This is a genomic window from Ectopseudomonas oleovorans, assembly GCF_003052605.1.
GTDB classification, from domain to species: Bacteria; Pseudomonadota; Gammaproteobacteria; order Pseudomonadales; family Pseudomonadaceae; genus Aquipseudomonas; species Aquipseudomonas oleovorans_A.
This window is the reverse complement of the sequence record NZ_QASO01000093.1, coordinates 1-20,349: the sequence shown is the minus strand read 5'-3', so window position 1 is coordinate 20,349 and position 20,349 is coordinate 1. Positions and strand designations below refer to the sequence as shown.

18 protein-coding genes and 1 tRNA gene are annotated in these 20,349 nt (G+C 60.6%); 10 read left to right on the top strand and 9 right to left on the bottom strand.

Annotation, left to right across the window (positions count from 1 at the left end):
- Window positions 1-214: 214 nt before the first annotated feature.
- The 4 genes from DBO86_RS15375 (at window position 215) to moaE (ending at window position 3,145) form a co-directional block, all read left to right on the top strand.
- On the top strand, window positions 215-1,606 hold the full coding sequence (locus tag DBO86_RS15375; protein WP_108234130.1) for a PhoH family protein: 1,392 nt from the start codon (window positions 215-217) through the stop codon (window positions 1,604-1,606).
- Between the two features lie 304 nt (window positions 1,607-1,910).
- Entirely contained in the window at window positions 1,911-2,387 is a 477-nt protein-coding gene (moaC, locus tag DBO86_RS15370) for a cyclic pyranopterin monophosphate synthase MoaC (RefSeq protein ID WP_003459465.1), read from the top strand.
- A complete protein-coding gene (locus DBO86_RS15365) occupies window positions 2,384-2,626 on the top strand; it encodes a MoaD/ThiS family protein (protein WP_104729552.1) in 243 nt (80 codons plus the stop codon). The genes moaC and DBO86_RS15365 overlap by 4 nt, the downstream gene beginning before the upstream one ends.
- A 69-nt stretch (window positions 2,627-2,695) precedes the next feature.
- A complete protein-coding gene (moaE, locus tag DBO86_RS15360) occupies window positions 2,696-3,145 on the top strand; it encodes a molybdopterin synthase catalytic subunit MoaE (RefSeq protein WP_108234129.1) in 450 nt (149 codons plus the stop codon).
- Window positions 3,146-3,533: 388 nt separating this feature from the next.
- On the opposite strand, the gene DBO86_RS26065 is transcribed toward moaE, so the two are convergent.
- The gene (locus DBO86_RS26065; protein WP_003459472.1) at window positions 3,534-3,698 is read right to left on the bottom strand and encodes a hypothetical protein; all 165 of its coding nucleotides are present in this window, start codon (window positions 3,696-3,698) and stop codon (window positions 3,534-3,536) included.
- Between the two features lie 173 nt (window positions 3,699-3,871).
- Between DBO86_RS26065 and DBO86_RS15355 the strand changes: the two genes are divergently transcribed.
- Window positions 3,872-5,794 carry a bifunctional metallophosphatase/5'-nucleotidase gene (locus tag DBO86_RS15355; protein WP_108234128.1) on the top strand — a complete coding sequence of 641 codons (1,923 nt, stop codon included), beginning with the start codon at window positions 3,872-3,874 and terminating at the stop codon, window positions 5,792-5,794.
- Between the two features lie 278 nt (window positions 5,795-6,072).
- On the top strand, window positions 6,073-6,987 hold the full coding sequence (locus DBO86_RS15350; protein WP_039964397.1) for a DMT family transporter: 915 nt from the start codon (window positions 6,073-6,075) through the stop codon (window positions 6,985-6,987).
- 217 nt (window positions 6,988-7,204) lie between these two features.
- Here DBO86_RS15350 and DBO86_RS15345 read toward each other — a convergent pair whose 3' ends face one another.
- The 3 genes from DBO86_RS15345 to DBO86_RS25890 all read right to left on the bottom strand — a co-directional run bounded on the left by DBO86_RS15345 (window position 7,205) and on the right by DBO86_RS25890 (window position 8,157).
- Window positions 7,205-7,651, bottom strand: coding sequence for a hypothetical protein (locus tag DBO86_RS15345; RefSeq protein ID WP_039964340.1), 447 nt, complete (start codon window positions 7,649-7,651; stop codon window positions 7,205-7,207).
- Between the two features lie 26 nt (window positions 7,652-7,677).
- Window positions 7,678-7,842, bottom strand: coding sequence for a hypothetical protein (locus DBO86_RS26060; protein ID WP_088339305.1), 165 nt, complete (start codon window positions 7,840-7,842; stop codon window positions 7,678-7,680).
- A 105-nt stretch (window positions 7,843-7,947) separates the two neighbouring features.
- A complete protein-coding gene (locus tag DBO86_RS25890) occupies window positions 7,948-8,157 on the bottom strand; it encodes a hypothetical protein (protein ID WP_039964341.1) in 210 nt (69 codons plus the stop codon).
- A 241-nt stretch (window positions 8,158-8,398) separates the two neighbouring features.
- Between DBO86_RS25890 and DBO86_RS15340 the strand changes: the two genes are divergently transcribed.
- Both DBO86_RS15340 and DBO86_RS15335 read left to right on the top strand, forming a co-directional pair.
- Window positions 8,399-8,475: transfer RNA gene (locus tag DBO86_RS15340), tRNA-Met, on the top strand.
- A 167-nt stretch (window positions 8,476-8,642) separates the two neighbouring features.
- Entirely contained in the window at window positions 8,643-9,878 is a 1,236-nt protein-coding gene (locus DBO86_RS15335) for a tyrosine-type recombinase/integrase (RefSeq protein WP_108234127.1), read from the top strand.
- Window positions 9,879-10,108: 230 nt separating this feature from the next.
- Here the strand turns inward: DBO86_RS15335 and DBO86_RS15330 are convergent, their stop codons facing one another.
- The 5 genes from DBO86_RS15330 to DBO86_RS15310 form a co-directional block, all read right to left on the bottom strand.
- Window positions 10,109-13,285, bottom strand: coding sequence for a type I restriction endonuclease subunit R (locus DBO86_RS15330; protein ID WP_108234126.1), 3,177 nt, complete (start codon window positions 13,283-13,285; stop codon window positions 10,109-10,111).
- 8 nt (window positions 13,286-13,293) lie between these two features.
- Complete coding sequence (locus tag DBO86_RS15325) at window positions 13,294-14,361, bottom strand: virulence RhuM family protein/type II toxin-antitoxin system death-on-curing family toxin (RefSeq protein WP_108234125.1); 1,068 nt, start codon at window positions 14,359-14,361, stop codon at window positions 13,294-13,296.
- On the bottom strand, window positions 14,362-15,699 hold the full coding sequence (locus DBO86_RS26765; RefSeq protein WP_108234124.1) for a restriction endonuclease subunit S: 1,338 nt from the start codon (window positions 15,697-15,699) through the stop codon (window positions 14,362-14,364).
- The gene (locus DBO86_RS15315; protein ID WP_108234123.1) at window positions 15,696-17,672 is read right to left on the bottom strand and encodes a type I restriction-modification system subunit M; all 1,977 of its coding nucleotides are present in this window, start codon (window positions 17,670-17,672) and stop codon (window positions 15,696-15,698) included. Before DBO86_RS15315 ends, DBO86_RS26765 begins: the two co-directional genes overlap by 4 nt.
- Before the next feature lie 139 nt (window positions 17,673-17,811).
- Window positions 17,812-18,408: a hypothetical protein gene (locus DBO86_RS15310; protein WP_108234122.1), complete on the bottom strand. Its 597-nt coding sequence runs from the start codon at window positions 18,406-18,408 to the stop codon at window positions 17,812-17,814.
- Window positions 18,409-18,666: 258 nt separating this feature from the next.
- On the opposite strand from DBO86_RS15310, the gene DBO86_RS15305 reads away from it, so the two are divergent.
- Both DBO86_RS15305 and DBO86_RS15300 read left to right on the top strand, forming a co-directional pair.
- Window positions 18,667-19,119, top strand: a complete 453-nt coding sequence (locus DBO86_RS15305; RefSeq protein WP_146173210.1) for a hypothetical protein — start codon at window positions 18,667-18,669, stop codon at window positions 19,117-19,119.
- Window positions 19,116-19,646, top strand: coding sequence for a hypothetical protein (locus DBO86_RS15300; RefSeq protein ID WP_146173209.1), 531 nt, complete (start codon window positions 19,116-19,118; stop codon window positions 19,644-19,646). Before DBO86_RS15305 ends, DBO86_RS15300 begins: the two co-directional genes overlap by 4 nt.
- Window positions 19,647-20,349 lie beyond the last annotated feature (703 nt).

Below are 20,349 nucleotides of genomic sequence, written 5' to 3'. Positions count from 1 at the left end.
TAAACCTGTGTGGCGATAAAAAAACGTTTTTCTGTCATGTGAATTGGAGTAATTAAAAAGCAAGACCGCCGAAACCTGCAGACAGGTGGCGGCCATTGGCCCTCACTTTGCTTGCCACCTTTCGGGGCCGACCTGAAAAAAGTCGGCGGTCTCTGTCCGGCGCAGCACCGCCCTGGTATTGCGTCGCCTGGCTACTACAAGAAGGTGACCGAGTATGGATGACCACGGACGCTCCAAGCCCACCGCTCCAACCCTCTACGCCCTCGACACCAATGTTCTGATCCACGATCCCAACGCCTTGCTCAACTTCGAAGAACACCACGTCGCCATCCCGATGACAGTATTGGAGGAACTCGACAAACTGAAGTCCGGCAAGCACGGTGTCGCCGTCGAATGTCGCCAGGCCATCCGCCTGATCGATCAAATTCTCGCCGGGGCGGAGCCCGAGGACGTCGAGTACGGGGTACCCATCCAGCGCGGCAAGAGCGGCCCCTGCGGGCGTCTTTCCATCCTTATGAGTAAAAGTGCGGCGCCGGTGACCTGGCTGCCGGAAAACCTCAACGACAACAAGATCATCAACCAGTTGGTGGAGCTGAAGTCGCGCAACCCCGGCCTGTCCGTGGTGCTGGTGACCAAGGACATCAACATGCGCCTGAAGGCGCGCGCCTGCGGGATCGACGCCGAGGACTATCACACCGACCAACTGGTCGATGACGTCTCGCTGCTGTCGAAGGGGTATCACGACATGCCCGGCTCGTTCTGGGATCGCGTGAGCAAGGTCGACACCCGTCAGGACCATGGCCGTACCTGGCACCGCGTGCAACTGACCGACAACCTGCCGGCCGTGCACGTCAACGAGTTCATCCTCGATGAACAGGGCTTCGTCGGCTGGATCAAGGCGATCAAGGGCGACGAGCTGGTTATTCTCGACATGCACCAGGAGCCGCTGCTGCATCAGGAAGCCTGGGGCCTGAAGCCGCGCGACATCCATCAGGCGCTGGCGCTGTTCGCGCTGCTCGATCCGGACATTCACCTGGTCAACCTGTCCGGCGCCGCCGGCTCGGGCAAGACCATCCTGGCGCTGGCCGCAGCCATCGAGCAGACCATGGTCAGCAAGCGCTACCGCAGGATCATCGCCACCCGCAGCGTGCAGGGGCTGGATCAGGAGATCGGCTTTCTGCCCGGTACCGAGGCGGAAAAGATGGAGCCCTGGCTCGGCGCGATTACCGACAACCTCGAAGCGTTGCACATGGAGGACGAGAGCACCCACGGCAGCGTCGACTACATCCTGCAGAAGGTGCCGCTGCAGTTCAAATCGCTCAACTACATACGCGGGCGCAGCTTCCAGCAGAGCCTGATCCTCATCGACGAATGCCAGAACCTCACCCCGCACCAGATGAAGACCATCATCACCCGTGCCGGCAGCGGCTCGAAAGTGGTATGCCTGGGTAACCTGGCCCAGATCGACACCCCTTACCTATCCGCGCCCAGCTCGGGCCTGACCTACCTCACCGAACGCTTCAAGGACTTCCCGCACGGCGTGCACATCACCCTGCAAGGCGTACCACGCTCGATCCTCGCGGAGTACGCGGAAACCCATATGTAACCCTTCAGCTGTGAAACACTGGCGCCCCTGCTCGTAAGAGCGGGGGCGTTTTAGTCTGCATCAACGAATTTCTGCAGGGCCCGTGGGAGCGGCTTCAGCCGCGATGATCGCGGATAAATCCGCTCCTACAGAAGCGCGCATTTGGCTCCCCTCTCCCGCTTGCGGGAGAGGGGCTGGGGGAGAGGGTTCGTAGCTCGGCTGCAATCCGGGCCGCTCGGCTGCAGGATTTCATCCGACCTACAAGAGGACTGCAAATCCTGACCTGCAGGTTTACAATCGGTCGATTCCCGTCTGGAGCTTTCCCGTGCTGACCCACCTCGATTCCCAAGGCCGCGCGCACATGGTCGACGTCACCGACAAGGCGACCACCTTCCGCGAAGCCACCGCTGAAGCGCGCGTGCGCATGCTGCCCGCCACCCTGCAGATGATCGTTGCCGGTGAGCACCCCAAGGGCGACGTATTTGCCGTGGCACGTATCGCCGGCATCCAGGCCGCGAAGAAAACCAGCGACCTGATCCCCCTTTGCCACCCGCTGATGCTCACTGGCGTCAAGGTCGAGCTGCGCGCCGAAGGCGACGACAGCGTGCATATCACTGCCCGTTGCAAACTGTCCGGGCAAACCGGTGTCGAGATGGAAGCACTGACTGCCGCCAGCGTCGCCGCGCTGACCATCTATGACATGTGCAAGGCCGTGGATCGCGGCATGGTCATCGAGCAGGTACGCCTGCTGGAAAAGCTCGGCGGCAAGAGCGGTCACTACAAGCTGGAGGAACAAGCATGATCCGCGTGCAATACTTCGCCCGCTACCGTGAAGCCCTGGGCCGTGACGACGAACAACTGAGCGGCGACTTCGCCACCCTCGACGACGTACGCCTGCACCTGGTGGCCCGTGGCGGCGAATGGGAAGTGCTGGGTGAGCAGAACCTGATGTGCGCGCGCAACCAGGAACTGTGCAGTCTCGACGAACCGCTGGCCGAAGGCGATGAAGTCGCCTTCTTCCCCACCGTTACCGGTGGTTGATGCAGGCGTAGGGTGGGCTTCAGCCCACCAAACCGACTCTGAAAACGCCTCTTCAAACGAGACACTCCCATGACCATCCGCGTCCAAGCCCAACCCTTCGACCCCGGCACCGAGCTCAACGCCCTGCATGCCGCCAACCTCGGCATCGGCGCGGTGGTCACCTTCGTCGGCTACGTGCGCGACTTCAATGAAGGTCGCGAAGTCGGCGGCATGTTCCTCGAACACTTCCCCGGCATGACCGAAAAGGCTCTGGCCAAGATCGCCGATGAGGCCCGTGAGCGCTGGCCGTTGCTGGGCATCGAGATCATCCACCGCATCGGTCGTCTGGAGCCGGGTGAGCCCATCGTCTTCGTCGGCACCAGCAGCGCCCATCGCCAGGCCGCGTTCGATGCCTGCAACTTCATCATGGATTACCTGAAGACCCGCGCGCCGTTCTGGAAGAAGGAAGACACCAGCGAAGGCCCGCGCTGGGTCGAAGGCCGCTGCAGCGACCAGAACGCCGCCGAGCGTTGGAAGTAGCAGGGAGTCATGGGGCTGTTACCTGAACCCACCTTCGACGTGGCGCCATCAACCGCTTGGTGGGTTACGCGGCGCACGACTTTCATCTGAGTCTTGAAGACCGTCATTCAGCGCCGCTAACCCACCCTACGAGTGACCGCGCGCTGAACCGTAGGGTGGGTTAGCCGCCTGGTAGATCTGTTGAGTGAGTCGTAATGCCTGCTGCGGCGTAACCCACCATTGGCGCAACGCGATCCATCACTCGGTGGGCTAGGCGGCGCACGGCCTGAAGGCCGGTATTCTGCGTTGCCAGCCTTAGTGGCCGCGAAAGCCACATCACGTGTAGGAGCTGGCTTGCCAGCGATGCGTCAAGCGGATCGCCAGCAAGCTGGCTCCTACAAGAGCGGTTTCACGCCAACGCCAGATGCACCCGCAACGCAATCGGCACCAGCATCAGCAATACGCCCAAACCCAGCACGCGTACGCCCCATTCGTGTTCGCGAAAGTTGAAGCCGACTCCCAGCAGCAGAAAGCCGCCGATCAGCAGCATCAGCATCAGGTGATAGTGGTCCATGGCGCTTCTCCACGTTGCGATCCTGATTACAGCTTAGTCCCGCCGTCTGGCTTGGGGGCTGATCTGGGGCAATGAAAGTCTGACTCGATTGGCGACAAAGTGCGTCTCGATTGGTCGCTGTCTGGAGCCAGGGCCTGCTCCATACTGTGCGCAGTCATCGTCAAGGATCGTCCATGCGCCTGTTCCCCTCACTCCTGCTCGCCGGCCTGCTGGCCGCCATGCCGCTGGCCGCTGTCGAGCGCAGTTTCACCATCCTGCACAGCAACGACTGGCAGTCGCGCCTGCTCGGCTTCGGCCCCAACAATGAATACAGCCCGGCGACGGTGAACGATGACGACACCGTCGGCGGCGTCGCCCGGCTTGCCACGTTATTGAATGAGCGCCGCGCGGCAGCCGGTGAAGAACCTGTGCTGTTGCTCGACGGCGGCGACTTCACCATGGGTACGCTGTTTCACACCATCGCCCGCGAGATGGGCAGCGAACTGCGCCTGATGAGTGAGCTGGGCTATGACGCCGCGGTGATCGGCAACCACGAATTCGACTTCCGCCCAGCCGGGCTGGCCGCAATGATCAGCGCGGCGCACAGGGCCAAGGGCGAGGCGCTGGTGCCACTGCTGTCGAGCAACATGCGCTTCGATCCGGGCAACAAGGCCGATGACAGCTTGCAGGCACACGCTGACGCCGGGCGCATCCTGCCGTACAAGCTGATCGAGCGCGGCGGCATTCGTTTCGGTCTGTTCGGCCTGCTTGGCAACAACGCCGTGGCCGTCAGCCCGATGATCAAGCCGGTGACCTTCGCCGACCCGGTCGCCACCGCCAGGGAAACCGTGGCCAAGCTGCGCGAGGAGGGCGCCGAGGTGGTCATCCTGCTCTCGCACATGGGCGTTACCCAGCAGGCCGATGGCAGCTGGCGCGGCGAGGAAGTGGAACTGGTCGAGCAGGTGCCCGGCGTCGATATCGTCGTCGGCGGCCATTCGCATGTGGCACTGCCGCAGCCGGTGCTGGTGGGTGGACGTACCCCGGTGGTGCAGGCTGGTTCCGAGATCCAGTACCTCGGCGAACTGCGCATGAGCCTGGGCGACGACGGCGTGCCGCGTGTGCGCGACTACCGCCTGCATGCGGTCAACGACAGCATCATCGGCGATGCGACCATCACCGCCAAGGTCGAAGACTTCAAGCAGGTGGTCAGCGAGCGCATGCTGGCGCCCAAGGGCTACCGCTTCGACCAGCCGCTGGCCAAGGTCGACCAGAGCCTGGGCCGTGATTTCACCGATCAGACCCTGGCCAATCTGGTCACCGATGCGCTGCGTCATGCCGTCGATGCCGACCTGGCCTTCACCGGCAACGGCACCATCCGCGATGACCTGCTCAAGGGCCGCAATGGCGTGCAGGACGTCTCCGACCTGTTTCGCATCGCCCCGCTGGGCATCGGCCAGTTCGACGACGAACCGGGCTACCCGATGATCAAGGCCTACATCAGCGCGCGCGAAATCAAGTCACTACTGGAGGTACTGCTGCTCGCCTACCAGCTGCGTGACAGCCAGAGCTATTACCCCCGGGTTTCCGGCGTGCGCTTCACCTACAACCCCTGGCGCGTGCCGTTCGACCGCGTCAGCCGCATCGAAATCGGCGATTCGCACGGCGGCTACCGTGACCTGGACCTGAACGACACGCGCCTCTACAGCATTGGCGCCACCAGCTACGTCGGCAGCTTCACCTGGCTGGTACCGGACCTGACCAAGGGGCTGCTCAACGTCATCCCCAAGGATGCCGAGGGCAGAGCGCTGCCGCGTATCGAAGACGCCATCATCGACCAGGAGCCGGATAAGGAAGGCGTGCAGGAACTCAAGGAATGGCAGGTGCTGCTCGACCATATCCGCAGCCTGCCGGATCTCGATGGCGACGGCCTGGCCGATATTCCCACCAGCGGTGCGGCTGCCGAAGCGCGCATGATCCGCGCGCCCAGCCTGCACCCGGCCGAGCTGTTCCGCCTGGCCGGGCCGATGCAGTGGGGCGCCAGCGCGGTGATCCTGGCCGGCGTGCTGCTGATTCTCTGGCTGCTGAGCCGCCCGCTGCGCCGCCGCTGTCAGCGTTAACGTCCGTAGGGTGCGCCGCGCGCACCGGGAATGACGCGCCACTCGGCCCTCACGCTCGTAATATGCGCCCATACGCTCTCGGTCGCGCCTGCCTGAACATCATGACGCCGTTGAGGTTGCTGCGTCCCCTACGGTCCGCCACCTTGCCAAGCCTTGCCTGCCTCCGTATGGTGCAAAGCCGCCTGATTCGGAAGCTACGCAATGATCGCTCAGCACTGCCCGCTCGGTGACCGCGCACAGCCGGCCAACCCCCACTCGGATAAATGTCGCGTCGCCTCATGAACGCACTCAATCATTCGCGCCCGCTGGCGCTGTTCGGCCTGTTGCTGGCCAACCTCTGCTGGTCCGGCAACGCCCTGGTGGCGCGCGCCTTCGCTGGCGAGATCGCGCCGTTCACCCTGTCGTTCTGGCGCTGGTGCCTGGCCCTGGCGCTGCTGCTACCCTTCGTTGCCATGCCGTTGTGGCGCCATCGCGTGGCGGTGCGCACTGCCGGCTGGCGCCTGCTGGTGCTCGGTGGCCTGGGTATCGCCGGCTACAACTCGCTGCTCTACAGCGCGGCGCAGACCACGGCAGCCATCAACATCTCGCTGGTCAACACCTGCCTGCCGCTGGTGACCTTCATCGGTGCCGGGCTGCTGCTCAATGAATGGCCGGCGCGCCGAGCCTGGTGGGGCATGCTGGTGGCCGTGGCGGGCCTGGCGGTGCTGATCAGCCAGGGGCAATGGAGCCGTCTGGCCAGCCTGTCGTTCAACCAGGGCGACCTGATCATGCTGCTGGCCGTGGTCGACTGGGCGCTGTATTCGCTGCTGCTGCGGCGCTGGTCGGCGTACCTGCAGCCGATCCCGCCGCTGGCACTGCTGGGCGTGTTCATCCTGCTTGGCCTACCGCTGATTCTGCCGTTCTATCTATACGAACTGAGTCAGGGCGCGCATCTGGCAATCAACGCTGCCAACCTCTCGGCCGTCGCCTACACCGCCGTGTTCGCCTCGCTGCTGGCCTACCTGGCCTGGAACCACGGCATCCGCGTGATCGGCGCGGCCAAGGCGGCGCTGACCAACTACCTGATGCCGGTATTCACCGCGTTGCTGGGGTGGGTACTGCTGAACGAGAGCCTGCAGCTTTATCACTGGCTGGGTGCCGCGATGATCTTCGGCGGCCTGCTGCTGGCCACGCGCCCCGGTAAAACACTGTAGCGCGGCGGGGCTACACAGACGCAGCAGGCACTGTATCACCCTGTAGAAGCCGCGCCTCGCAGCGAATCGCATGAACACCGCGAAAGCAAAAGCTTCGCCCCGGGGCCGGGCTCCTACGCAGGGCTGTACCGCTTGTTAGCCGCGGGTGGATCACGCCTCGATCCACCTTTCAAAGCCGGCGGATGAAAAAGGCGTCATCCGCCCTACGGCGATCCCCTCACTCCGGCTTCAGCATCACCAAGGCTTCACCGCCTTCACGGTCATGCATGAGGATGAACGGCTGCCCGGCGATCATCATCCTCACCGGCACCTTGCGCGGCACCGTGGTGCCGGCGTTGATCGCAGCTGCGCTGAGCAACTGACGAGTCAGGCTGTCATCCTCCTGCGCCTCGCTGGTTACCACGCATTCGTGGCTGACCTTGACCTGAATGCTCAGGCTCTTGTCCGCATTGAAGCCGACGGTGGCAAAGCCCATATCGGTCATCTCGGTGACGCCATGCTGGCGCGCCACGCGATGCGCCTCGGCAAAGCTCGGTGCCGTCTGCAGGCAGATATCGCGAAACGCCTGCACCACGGGAGAGGTAATCGGTACCGGTGGCTGCGAGCCGAAGTTGGCGCAGGCGCCAAGAAAACTGCAACTGACCAGCAGGGCGAACTTTTTCATCACATCTTCCTTAATGTTCGGTTGGTTCAGGGTTGCTGGCAAAGATCATGCCCCAGCACCTTTGAAGCCAGTCCCTTGGCCAGATAGGTTTCCACCACGCGGCCATCGCCGCACTCGGTCTTGTGGCCGATGGCGACACCGATGGAAAGCAGGACGAATAGCGCCAGGCCGATATTCTGGATGGGCGTCATGAGAGGGCTCTTTTGCGAAAACAATGGAGCAGGATGAAGAGGCGGGTAGGGGATGGCAAGTGCCAACCCCATCGCCATCACGTCGCTGATGCAGAGATGTGAACGTTACGGCAACGTGATCGACAGACCGCCCAGCATGAAGCGCGCAATGATCATCCAGGCAACTGCACTGATGATGCCCAGCACGCTGTAGCCGACGATGATGCCAATCGCGATCTGCTTCCACAGCCCGGCATGGCGGTTGGGTTCGTTGCGGTAGTGCGTCGGCATATCACGCTCCGCGCGCAGATCGTCGAAGTCGTCTCTCGCTCTCAAGGTGTTCTCCTGGTTCGTTGTCCAGCACACGGCGGCGCTGCAGCCTGCTGGGGGCGGATTTTCCGGCATCGCCCGACAGCCCCGCAAGCACCGTCCGAGCGGTTGAGAGGTCAGCCGCAGGCTCAGAAACGAGCGATTCAGGGAGTCGCCACCCGCGAAGCCTAACCGCTTGATAAAACGTAAATTTATCGATGATCTGGGGTTGACAGCGGTAGGCGAGACGCGGACAATGCGCGCCGTTGGCTACATAGCTCAGTTGGTTAGAGCGCAGCATTCATAATGCTGATGTCCCAGGTTCAAGTCCCGGTGTAGCCACCATATCCTCGTTTCTAGCTGTCTACAGCAGTCTACGAAACACCCCAAGAAGCCCGCCCTGTGCGGGCTTTCTTGTCTCTGGCTGTATCTACTTATCTACCCCTAGCCCTTCCCGCCGTGTATGCCCCTGTGTATGCTTCGACAAAAGTTGAACTCGAGGCATACACACCATGAAGCGTTCGGAGATCAAGCGCCGCCCCCTGGCAGATACCACGCTGGCCAGCCTCGAGTCGGAGGCAGCTGCCTACCGCGAATTGGACAGTGCCGGCCTGTATTTCAGGGTGAAGCCCAACGGCGGCAAGTCCTGGGAGCTGCGCTACAAGAAACCGGACGGCAAATGGTCATGGTTGGGGTTGGGTGGTTACCCGGAAGTCAGCGGCGCCCTCGCCCGACAGAAGGCCGCTGAGCTGAAGGCCGATGCGTCTGCCGGGCGCAACCCCCTTGCCAGCAAGCAAGCGCGCAAAGCCGAGGCACTGGCGACTGCCAACAACACGTTCGAGCACCTGGCCCGGGAGTGGCACACCTCGCGCCTTGGTGGATGGGACAGCGGAACCGCTGCGAGGGTGATGGGTGCGCTTGAGCGCCATGTGTTCCCCACCTTCGGCAAGCGCCCTTACACAGAGATCCTGTCCATGGAGTGGATGGAGCTGCTGCGCGGCATGGAGCAGCAAGGCATCCTCGAGCAGATGAGCCGGGTGCGTGCCTACTGCAAGGACGTGTACGACCTGGCCAGGGTTACCGGCCGGGCCGTGAACAATCCGCTTGAGGGCATACACAAGTTCCTTTCCTCCGGCAAAGCCGAGAACTATGCCCACGTCTCCCGGGACGAGCTGCCCGCGCTGCTCCGGGCAATTCAGTCCTACCCACACGCCAAGGATGTGCAAATAGGTTTGCGCCTGCTAACCCTGCTGGCCGTCCGCCCCAGCGAGCTACGCGAAGCCCAGTGGTCAGAGTTCGACTTTGCCAAGCAGGTGTGGACGATCCCGGTAGAACGCAAAGGCCGCAAGAAGGGCCGCGAACACCTGGTGCCACTCTGCCGCCAAGCCATTGCCCTGCTGGAAGAACTGCGGCCGATCACTGGAGCCTATGCCCTGCTGTTCCCTGGCCGTAGTGACCGCACCAAACCCCGAAGCGATACCGTGTTTCTAATGGCCCTGCGCCGCCTCGGTTATGAGGGCCGGCAGACTGGCCACGGCTTCCGCCATATCGCCAGCACCATTCTGAATGAGCACGGCTTCCCGGCCGACCATATCGAAGCTCAGTTGAGCCACAAGGCGCCGGGCGTGCGCGGGGTTTACAACAAAGCTCAGTACATCGAACAACGCACGACCATGCTGCAATGGTACGCCGACCATTTAGACAAGCTCGCCGCCAGTAACGTGGTAGACATCAAGCGACAGGCCTAGATGTGCTGACACAAAAAATCGCGCCTTCATGTCACTGGCTAGCAAGCTGCAATAGCTGAAACGCAAAAATTATCCAAGAACAGCGCAGAAAAGATGAGCCTCGGGCTTTCAATCCCTTTAAACCTAGTCTTCAGGGGAGCCCAGGGTGCGCAGCTACCACCACAACAGCTCAACGCACGGTATTCAAAGCCATCCTTCTGGGGCGTCAATCAGCGACAAACAGCAATACCCTAGTTAATGCTTGGTGCTATCCCCGCCTGCTGCGTCAGCATCTTCAAAATCACCAACGCAAACGCCCGGCTCTTGGTCTCGTTATCCAGCACTTCCAACGACATCTTTTCGTTGTCGGTCATGGCATCCAGCACGGTGTCGAGCACGCGCTTGGGGAACAGACCGTGCATCACCTGCTCGACCGAGTGGTTGTTCACCTGGGCCATCACATCCTCCTGACGGCTGATGCGGTTGGCGATGCCGGTGAGGAACTGCAGCTGGTCCTCATCGCTCACCTCGGCGCCGAAGATATCGTTCAGCGCCTCGATGATTTCCGATAGCCGTTTCTTCTCCGGGTCGTGGGGCTTGCCACTGCCCAGCCCTGTAGCCGGATCGAGGCCGTAGTTGCCTTGCTCCTCGCTCAGGCGCAGCTGGTGCTCGGCGCGCTTGGTCAGGCGGTAGTGGGTCAGTTGCAGCTCGCCCACGTCCACGTCTTCCTGATCGAGGCGATCCACGCGCAGCAGCGGGTGCAGGTGCTTGGCGTATACGCACAGCTGCTCCAGCTCGCGATCCTCATAGGGAATGATCTGCGAGAGGAACTCGTACAGACGCACGAAGCTCTGCAGGTTCTTCTTGAACAGGTCGAGCTGATCCACCTGCTCGCCGGCTTCCTTGACCGCTGCTTCGGCCTTCTTCACGCCTGCGCTGTCGCCGTTGCGCTCGGCGGTACGCTTGAATTCCAGCGCATGCAGGCGTGATTCCTGGGCCAGCTTGTAGCGCTTGGCAAAGCGCTCCTTGGCAGGCGCGCAGTAGTAGCTGAGTTTGCTGGCGGCGGCCTTGGGGTCGAAGAAGGCCAGCGCGAACGCCGTCACTTCTTCCCAGTGATAAATACCCTCGGCATCCAGCTTCTTCTGCAGGTCATAGATGAGCTGCGGGTCGGTCACGTCGGTCAGCTCGGCCTTGGTGTAGTACGGCAGGAAGGCGTCGAGAATGTCCTGGGCGTCGTTGAAGAAGTCGAGGATGAAGGTCGGTTTGCTGTCGCCGAAGGTGCGGTTCAGCCGCGACAGGGTTTGCACGCAGTCCACGCCCTGCAGCTTCTTGTCCACGTACATCGCGCACAGCTTGGGCTGATCGAAGCCGGTCTGGTACTTGTTGGCGGCGATCATCACGTTGAAGTCCTGGGTGTCGAAGGCTTCCGCCAGGTCACGCCCGTTCAGGCCGGGGTTGAGCAGGCTGCTGCTTTCCGTCACTTCTTCGGGGATCACTCCATCCGGCAGCACACTGCCGGAGAAGGCCACCAGCGGGTGCACGTCGGTGTAGCCCATCTGCTGCACATAGGCCTGCACTGCCAACTGGTAACGCACTGCTTCCTGCCGGCTGCTGGTAACCACCATGGCCTTGGCCTGGCCGCCCAGCAGGTGGCGGATATTGGCGCGGAAGTGCTCGACGATCACCTCCACCTTCTGGCTGATGTTGTACGGATGCAGGCGCACCCAGCGCGCCAGCTTCATGCGCGCCTTTTTCGAGTCCACTTCCTCGTCGTCGCCGTCCGGGTGGGCGATTTTCCAGGCGGTGCTGTAGGTGGTGTAGTTCTGCAGCACATCGAGGATGAAACCTTCCTCGATGGCCTGGCGCATGGAGTACAGGTGAAACGCCTCGGGCTTGTTGTCGGCACTGGGTGGTAAATCCGGGTTGGCCGGGCGACCGAACAGCTCCAGGGTCTTGGCCTTGGGCGTGGCGGTAAAGGCGTAGTAGCTGATGCGCTCGTTGGGCGCGCGGGCAGCCACGGCAGCGTCCAGCAGCTCTTCGGCGCTGATCTCTTCGGCGTCCGGGGCATCGCTGCCGAGAATCTGCTTGAGCTTGCTGGCCGATGAGCCGGTCTGCGAGGAGTGCGCCTCGTCGGCGATCACCGCATAGCGCCCGCTGGCCAGTTTGGGGTATTTGTCCAGCGCATCGAACAATGCCGGGAAGGTCTGGATGGTGACGATGATGATGCGCGTCTGCTCGGCCAGCGCTTCGGCCAGTTGCTCAGACTTGCTCTGGCTGCCGACATCGCGGGTGATGCACTTGACCACGCCCTGGGCGTGCTCGAACTGGTAGATAGTGTCCTGCAGTTGCTTGTCCAGCACGGTACGGTCGGTAATCACGATCACCGAGTTGAACAGGCGCTGACCCTCGGCATCGTAGAGCGAGGCCAGTTGATGCGCCGTCCAGGCAATCGAGTTGGACTTGCCGGAGCCGGCACTGTGCTGGATCAGGTAACGCTTGCCCGGACCTTCGGCGCGGGTGGTTTCAATCAGTTTGTTCACCACTTCCCACTGGTGGTAGCGCGGGAAGATCAGGGTCTCCTTGGTCACGCGCTTGCCGTCGGCATCTTCTTTCACGCTCTTCTGCAGGTGCAGGAAGCGGCCCAGCACCTTGAGCCAGGCATCCGGCTGGAACAGGCGCTGCCACAGGTAGCCGGTGGCGTACTGGCTGTCATCCGGCGCAGGCGGGTTGCCGGCGCCGCCGTCGAGGCTGCCCAGGTTGAACGGCAGGAAGAAGGTTTCCTTGCCGGCCAGCTGGGTGGTCATCGCCACTTCATCCTGGCTCACGGCAAAGTGCACCAGCGCGCCACGTTTGAAGGTCAGCAGCGGCTCGGGTTTGCGCGTCAGCGGGTCTTTTACCGGGCGGTCGTAGCGGTACTGGCGCTTGGCGTTTTCCACGCTCTGCTTGAACTCGCTTTTCAGCTCCAGCGTGGCAACAGGAATGCCGTTGACGAACAGCACCAGATCCAGACGGGGGTTGTATTCCCCCTCGCGGAAGTGAGGGGAATAAGACACCTCCGGCACCACGCGCAGGCGGTTGCACTGGTAGCGCTTGAGGGTGTCCGGGTTCATGCCGTGGTCGGGCTTGAAGCTGCACACCTCGATCTTCACTCCCGGCAGCTTGAAGCCATGGCGCAGCACATCCAGGGTGCCGTCCTGCTCCAGTTCGCGCACCAGCTTCTGCACCAGCACGGCTTCCGGGTTGTTCGGGTTGGCCTTGGCGAACTTGTCCCAACGCTCCGGCCAGGCGTCCTTGAAGTAACCGAGAAAGTCCTCGGTATACAGCGCCGTGCGCCGGTCATAGCCGCTGGCCGGGCCGGTGAGCCAGCCCTGGGCGACCATGGCGGTGATGATGTCCTGCTGGAATCGGACTTCCTTGCTGTCAGCCATAACGCGTTCTACTCCTTGCCCGGCAGCGTGCCTGCTGTTTCAGTTAAAGGCTGCTTCAGCAGCACAAAATGCTCCACCAGCCTCACCATCAACTCTTTCTGCTCCGGCAGGCTCTCAGCCACCAGCAGCGCCAGTGCCACCAGCGTGTTGTCGTTGATCAACTGCTCCACCGAGCGCGCCAGCAGGTGCTGGTTCAGTTGCAGGTACCAGAGAAACAAAAACGAACCACTGCGCTTGTTGCCATCGGCCAGCGGGTGATTCTTGATGACGAAATACAGCAGATGCGCCGCGCGGCTGGCCACGTTGGGGTAGAACCAGTCATCGCCAAAACCCTGCTCGATGGTGGCAATGGCCGAGGCCAGCCCCTCGCCGCGCAGTTGGCCGAACAGCTCGGTCGCCTCGCCCTTGGCCATCAGCGTGGCCTTCAACTGCGCGATGGCCGCCAACACATCGTCCAGCGCCAGGGCGCGCATGTCGGTCTGGCGTGCGTTCTGCTCCTGCAGACTTTGCTCGTCAAAGCCCTGCAGCAGGCTCCAGCTGCGGGCATAATCACCGATCACCTGCAGCACGGCGCGGCCCTGCTCATTGACCAGTTGCTGGTTAGCCAGGGTGCGCGACAACAGGCTCACCGCCTGCTCGAACTCGATACCGCGCTCCGCCAGACGGCGCTGGTTAAGGGTGTAGCCCTCGACCAGATGCGCCTGCAACACCCGTGTAGCCCACTGACGGAACTGGGTAGCCCGCCTGGAACTGACGCGATAACCCACCGAGATGATGGCATCCAGGCTGTAGTGCTTGATGCGCCGACGCACCTGGCGGGCACCTTCCTGACGAACCACTAAGAAATCCTTAGTGGTTGCCTGCTCGGCCAACTCGCCATCGTTGAAGATTTTTTTCAGGTGCATCAGCACGTTTTCAGGCGTGGTGTCGAACAGCTCGCCCATTTGCGCCTGGCTCAGCCACAGCGTGTCGTGCTCCAGGGCGACCTGCAGCTGCGCCTGGCCATCGGCCGAGGTAAAGATCTGAACCTGCTGACTTGTGGCCGGCAGGTCAGGCGCTTCCTTGCTATCCGCCATTTACACGGCCTCTGCTACTTCAAACTTTGGGGCTTGGGTGCGCGCCGGTGGCCGCCAGCCGCGCACGTCGATTTTGCCGGTGACGGCGGCGGAGATAAGGGCGGAGCGGCGTTCTTGGAGTAGTCCTATCATGACTTTGCACTCTGAAAGCAACGAGTCAAATAGTCCGGCTTCACTGTTGAGGTACTCGGCTATTTGTTGCTGCTCATCCACCGGCGGCATTGGCACCACTAGACCACGAATGTCCTCAACGTTCACTCGCTTGAAGGTCGAACCAATCATCAGGTTATCAAGCTGAACTGTTACTACAGGGGAGCGTAAAACGGCCTGCAAGTAATCACTTGAAAGCCACTCAAATTGCTTCTTAAGCAAACATACGTCTTGCCCCATGGCAAATGGTGGATGCCAATCAGCAACCTGCGCCACTTCACCAACCGTTGCGTTACGGCTGAAAATCAAATCGCCAGCAACTGGTTTTCGTCCTGCCTCGATAAGCTGACGGTAAAACACTTCCGTTGTTTGCTTTGCATTTTCGAGAGTGACATAGCGGCACTGGACCTCTCTAATGCTTGCGAGCGGAGTGCCATCGTCTACGAACTCAGCAGTGATGTGTTTGCAGTCGGTTACTGACCAAAACCATTTTAAGTCTGCAACAACCCAATGTGCTGGCACCTCGCCCAGCCACTCCACGCCGGAGTCTTTCATCTGTACCGTGGGGTCGAGGCCTTTGGTGACGGCGTGGGAGATAATTGCCTGGCGCTTTTCCTTGAGCAGTTCGATCAGGCGCTGCTGCTCTTCGATCAGCGCGTCGATGCGGGCGGTTTCGTGGTCGAGGAAGCGAGCGATTTGGATTTGCTCCGTCTCAGAAGGAACGCCCAGCACAATATTCTTCATGTCAGAAAAGTTCGTGCTCCAAAGGTCAGCGACTATCCCCTTACCCCAACGGTAATACTCCTCCTGAAAGGGCTCGCTTCTGAATAGGTGATGAATAAATGGGCCGTATAACCCAGTCGGAATCAATACGGTGCAAATCAACGAAACTGAGCCATCTAGTGGCGATAGTCCGGATGACCCCTTTCGGTCAGAGCGACTATTGATAACAAAATCGCCTGCCAGCACCTTCTTCCTATTGTCTCCATCCTGCGTTTTGGTTGCGCTTTCAAGTCGAGGAACTATTCCGTGCTTGGTGACTGATAAAGGCTCGAACTCAGTATCACTGGCCCTTTCGCGGCGCTCATCGAAGTAATGACCAAGACGCTTCAGTACCCAATGCTCAGGTACGTTACCCAACCAAGTAAAGCCTGACGCCTTATATTTCGGATAACTGGGGAACGTCATGCCGACAACCCCTCAATCATCTGCTTGATGCGATCGGTGCAGGCTTTCAGGTCGCGGTCGATCTCCGACAGAGGACGCGGTGGCTGGAATACGTAAAAGTGGCGGTTGAAGGGAATCTCGAAGCCGACGATACCCACTTCGCCGTCCTGCGCATCCGTCTTGCTCTCGTCGATCCAGGCATCCGGCACATGGGGTTTCACTTCGCGCTCGAAGTAGTCGTACACCGACTCGCCCAGCGGCACGTTTTCGTTATCGCGCAGGCCGGCATCGGCTTCCGGCTGGCCCTTGGTCATGCAGATATCCGCTTCGGGGTCGCGCTCGCTCAGGGCGTTGAGGATGGCCTTCAGCTCCGGCGTGCTGGGCGATACATCGTGAGCAGTGAGCGCCTTCTTCAGCAGCTTGCTGAACTGCTCGCGGTTGCGGTGCAGCTGGCTTGCGTCCATGGCCTGCAGGGCTTCAATCAGGCGCTGGCGGGCTGGGGCATCCATCTTCTCGATGGCTTTTTCTTCCAGCACTTTCTTGATGCGCTCGGCACTGGTCTGGAAGTTCAGGCGCAGCGGGCGCTCGACGGTGATGCGCCGGTAGCCGAAGGCCTCGACGGGGAAGATCTTGCTCTGCGCAGTTTCCTCGAAGCGGCCATACAGACGCACCAGTTCGTCGATCTGATCCTCGGTGAGGTACTGGCGTTTGCTGCCCAGCGACTTGCGCATCTTGGCGAAGTGCTGGCTGCCGTCGATCAGCTGCACCTTGCCCTGGCGCACGGCGGCCTTGTGGTTGCTCAGCACCCACACATAGGTGGCGATGCCGGTGTTGTAGAACATGTCGGTGGGCAGGGCGATGATGGCTTCGACCAGATCGTTCTGCAGCAGGTAGCGGCGAATCTCCGACTCGCCCGAACCGGCGCCGCCGGTAAACAGCGGCGAGCCGTTGAGGATGATGCCGATACGCGAGCCACCTTCACGCGGGTCTCGCATTTTGCTGACCAGGTGCAGCAGGAACAGCAGCGAGCCATCGGACACGCGCGGCAGGCCGGGGCCGAAGCGGCCGTTGAAGCCCTTTTCGCTGTGCTCGTCGGTGATCTGCTTCTGTACCTTCTTCCACTCCACGCCGAACGGCGGGTTGCTGAGCATGAAGTCGAAGCGGCTGTCGGCCAGTTGGTCGTCGGACAGGGTGTTGCCCAGCTTGATGTTGGTGACGTCCTGGCCCTTGATCAGCATATCCGCCTTGCAGATGGCATAGGACTCGGGGTTGAGCTCCTGGCCGTGCAGCGACACGGTGACTTGCTGGCTAATGGACTGGATGTACTCGTCGCCCTCGGAGAGAAAGCCGCCGGTGCCGGCAGTTGGGTCGTAGATGGTGACGATGCTGTTGGGCTTGAGCTTGTCGTCCTGCCCGGTGATCACCAGCGAGGTGGTCAGGTGCACGATATCGCGCGGGGTGAAGTGCTCCCCGGCGGTTTCGTTGGAGCTTTCCGCGAACTTGCGGATCAGCTCTTCGAAGATGATGCCCATGCCGAAGTTGCTGATGCGCTCGGGGCTCAAATCGGTGGCGGCAAAGCGCTGCACCACCTGATACAGCAGGTTGGCGGCGGAAAGCTGCTGCACGAAGTCTTCGAAGTGGAAGTGCTCGAAGATCTCGCGGGCATCCTTGCTGAAGGACTGCACGTAGCTCATCAGGTCGGCGGCGGTCTGGGTGTCGGACAGCGTGCCGAGAGTCAGCTTGGAGGCATTGAAGAACTGCTGCCCGGCCGCGCGCAGCAACAGCCGCTCACGCACCAGATCAGGCCGACCTTCCTGCGCGTAGGACTCACGGATCACCGCCTCCTTGGTCGGCTCCAGCACACATTCCATCCGCCGCAGCAGAGTAAACGGCAGGATGATGCGGCCGTACTGCGACTGCTTGAAGTCACCGCGCAGCAGGTCGGCAATCGACCAGAGAAAGGCGGCCGTCTGGGAATGGTTTTCCGTGTTCACGCAACTGCTCCTTGGAATACGCGCAAAAAAACGAGTCTACCTTGCCGAGCGCTATTCGATCACACCAATCTGGCTGTGTGCTCCAGATGCCACAGAGCCAGTTGAATGGCTGATATGGGGTGACGGATAAACACAGACGCTACCCCACCAACGTCTCAACCGCATCAGCCAGCTCATGGTATTTGACCGCCCTGGCTCCCAGGCTCTGGAGGCGCTTAAGCATGATTTCACACTGCGCGCCCACCTTCTCGTTGAGGGTACTGGCGCTCAGACAGTAGAAATCCCACTGATCCAAGTCCAGTGGATCTACTTTGTCCTTGTCCTGAGTAGAGAGCACGCAGAACACATAGACCTGCGCGGGACGCGTCTTGGTCTCCGAGCGTTTTCTGGTCTGCGGATTCCATACTTTTGTTGGCGCAATGGAAAACTTGATCGCTGAAAACCCCTCCTGCCCCCAGGACTGCAGGTAGGCAGCAGACTTCACCTCTACCCGTATTCCCGCTGGCGTCTTCAGGTCGTAGGCGTCCCACTGGGTTCTCACGCCATGATTGCAGCCCAAAGCGCTGGCAACTATGTATTCAGCCAGCACACCGCGCTGCGCATTATTCAGTACATCCGAGAATGCCCAGCGCCAAAATGACAGCAGGTCAACGCCGGTTGACTGCCCATCCGCAATGAATTGCTCACTGCCGGTTTTGCGGGTCAACTTGATAGGGGGAAGGTAGTTAGCGCTCAAGAAATATCGTCCATGCTCGTGTATTCATTCTGGTGGCCTGAGAAACCGGAGCCAGTTGCATAAGCATCAAGCCATACCCATAGTCGTGACTAAACGAGGGTTGGCTCAGAAGGACGCTGGCAATGGTTTCAAAAGCATGCACCGTGAACCATAACCGATGCGGCAGGAGCGGAATAAACTTGCGATGTACTCGAACCAACGATTGGCATACCACGTAGCGACGTGGTTCGTTTGGCCGGCGGATAAAAGGAGTTGCCCATGACTGCACAGCTGAGAGACACCCTGGAACATGCAGGGAACACGATGGGAATGACCAGCCTGCCCCTGAGTACCTACTGGCGCATGAATGGCTCAAGGCAAGCGGACGATGCCACGAATGCTCGCCACTTTGCGGATATGGGTACCTTTTGTTGGCGGCGCTACACCGCGCAATGGCGCATTGAGCAGGAGCACCTGTATCTCGTGGAAATCAATGCCACTTACAAAGACGGCACGCCGGTTGCGCTGGAAGACTTTTTCCCCGGCTACCCGGAGCGGGTGTTCGCGCACTGGTTCAGTGGTGAGCTGCGCTGCCCCAGGGGCGAGCTGTTGGAGTATGTACATGCCGGTTTTGCCAGCCGCTATGCCGAAACGCTGGTGTTTACCGTTGAGCGTGGCGTGGTGAAAGGCCAGCACTGCATCGATAACCGCATCCAAGGTGCCAACACATGAGCGCATTCTGGTATTGGCTAGGAGGTTATCTGCTTGTCGGAATTTTGCCGATAGGTGGCGCATACGGCTATGCGAGGCTGATCAAGCGCTCAGTACCCACCGAAGACACGATGACCTGGAAGGAAAGTACCGCGTGCTTTCTGGCGGTATTGATTCTATGGCCGCTGGTGATCGCCATGCTGGCTTACGAAGGGCTATTCAACCGCCGCCCACCTGCCCCGGTATACCGTGAATGGATCGCAACGCCGGCCAGCCTGACCGAGCAATTATCACGGGAGCGCATCGAGCAGCTGGAGATATACAGTGACCCACTCAATGCAGTGCCTGCCGTGCCTTTCGGCCATCTAAACGACGCCTGGCAACGTTTCTGCCAACAACTGCAGGAAACCGACCAGCTGTGGGCATTCCGCATTGATGCTAGCCAAGATACAGGGCTCGACTACGACAAACGCTACGGCATCGTTGAAGGCTACGCCCTGCTTCGTGGTGGCCAAATATATGGTGAGTTCTACGCGAGGATGGATTGATCCAGGCTGGTCGGGGGCCTGCAGCGGAGTGAAAAGCATGCCCGCTCGTCGGCTTTTTACACCGCCAAAAATCAGCTACAGAAGCGCATACGCAAGCTACGAAAAGAGGCTGGCTGAAACCCAGCAGCCGGAGCCATGTATGCCAGCCTGTATGCCTTAAAAAACAAATGCCGTCAAAATCAATACAAAACAGTACCTTAGCTAACCAGTTCAAATGACGGTGTACCATAAATTTCAAGGGGTTAGCGCAAGCTAGCCCCTTTTTATTTGGGCCGGTGTCCCCGAACTGTCCCTTTCTTGTCCCAGCCTACGACTGTCCTGATAAGCGATCTGGTATTGCATCCATGCTGTCGCATATCTCCTCAAGAAGCTCAGAGAATGCACTCATAGCGGTCACCACTTTTTGGTACTCAGAAAGGCTAGCTGAGCATGCATCGCTGAGAGGAAACGGTTCCAGCACCCCCATCGTATAGCTCACACATTTCTTGGTCGGATGATCTACGAGTAGGTACCCGCCACACGGTTGTTTCACGGTATCCGTCCGGCCAACACACCTTCCTGGCCCCGACGCCAAAGGCGATGGTGTCCACCTGATTTAAGTGGACACCATTTCTAGCCTTTTAAGCGGGTCTTTCATGCAGCCACAACGCCGTTCCTACTCCAAATCCTTCAAGGCTCAGATCATTCAAGAGTGCGCCCAGCC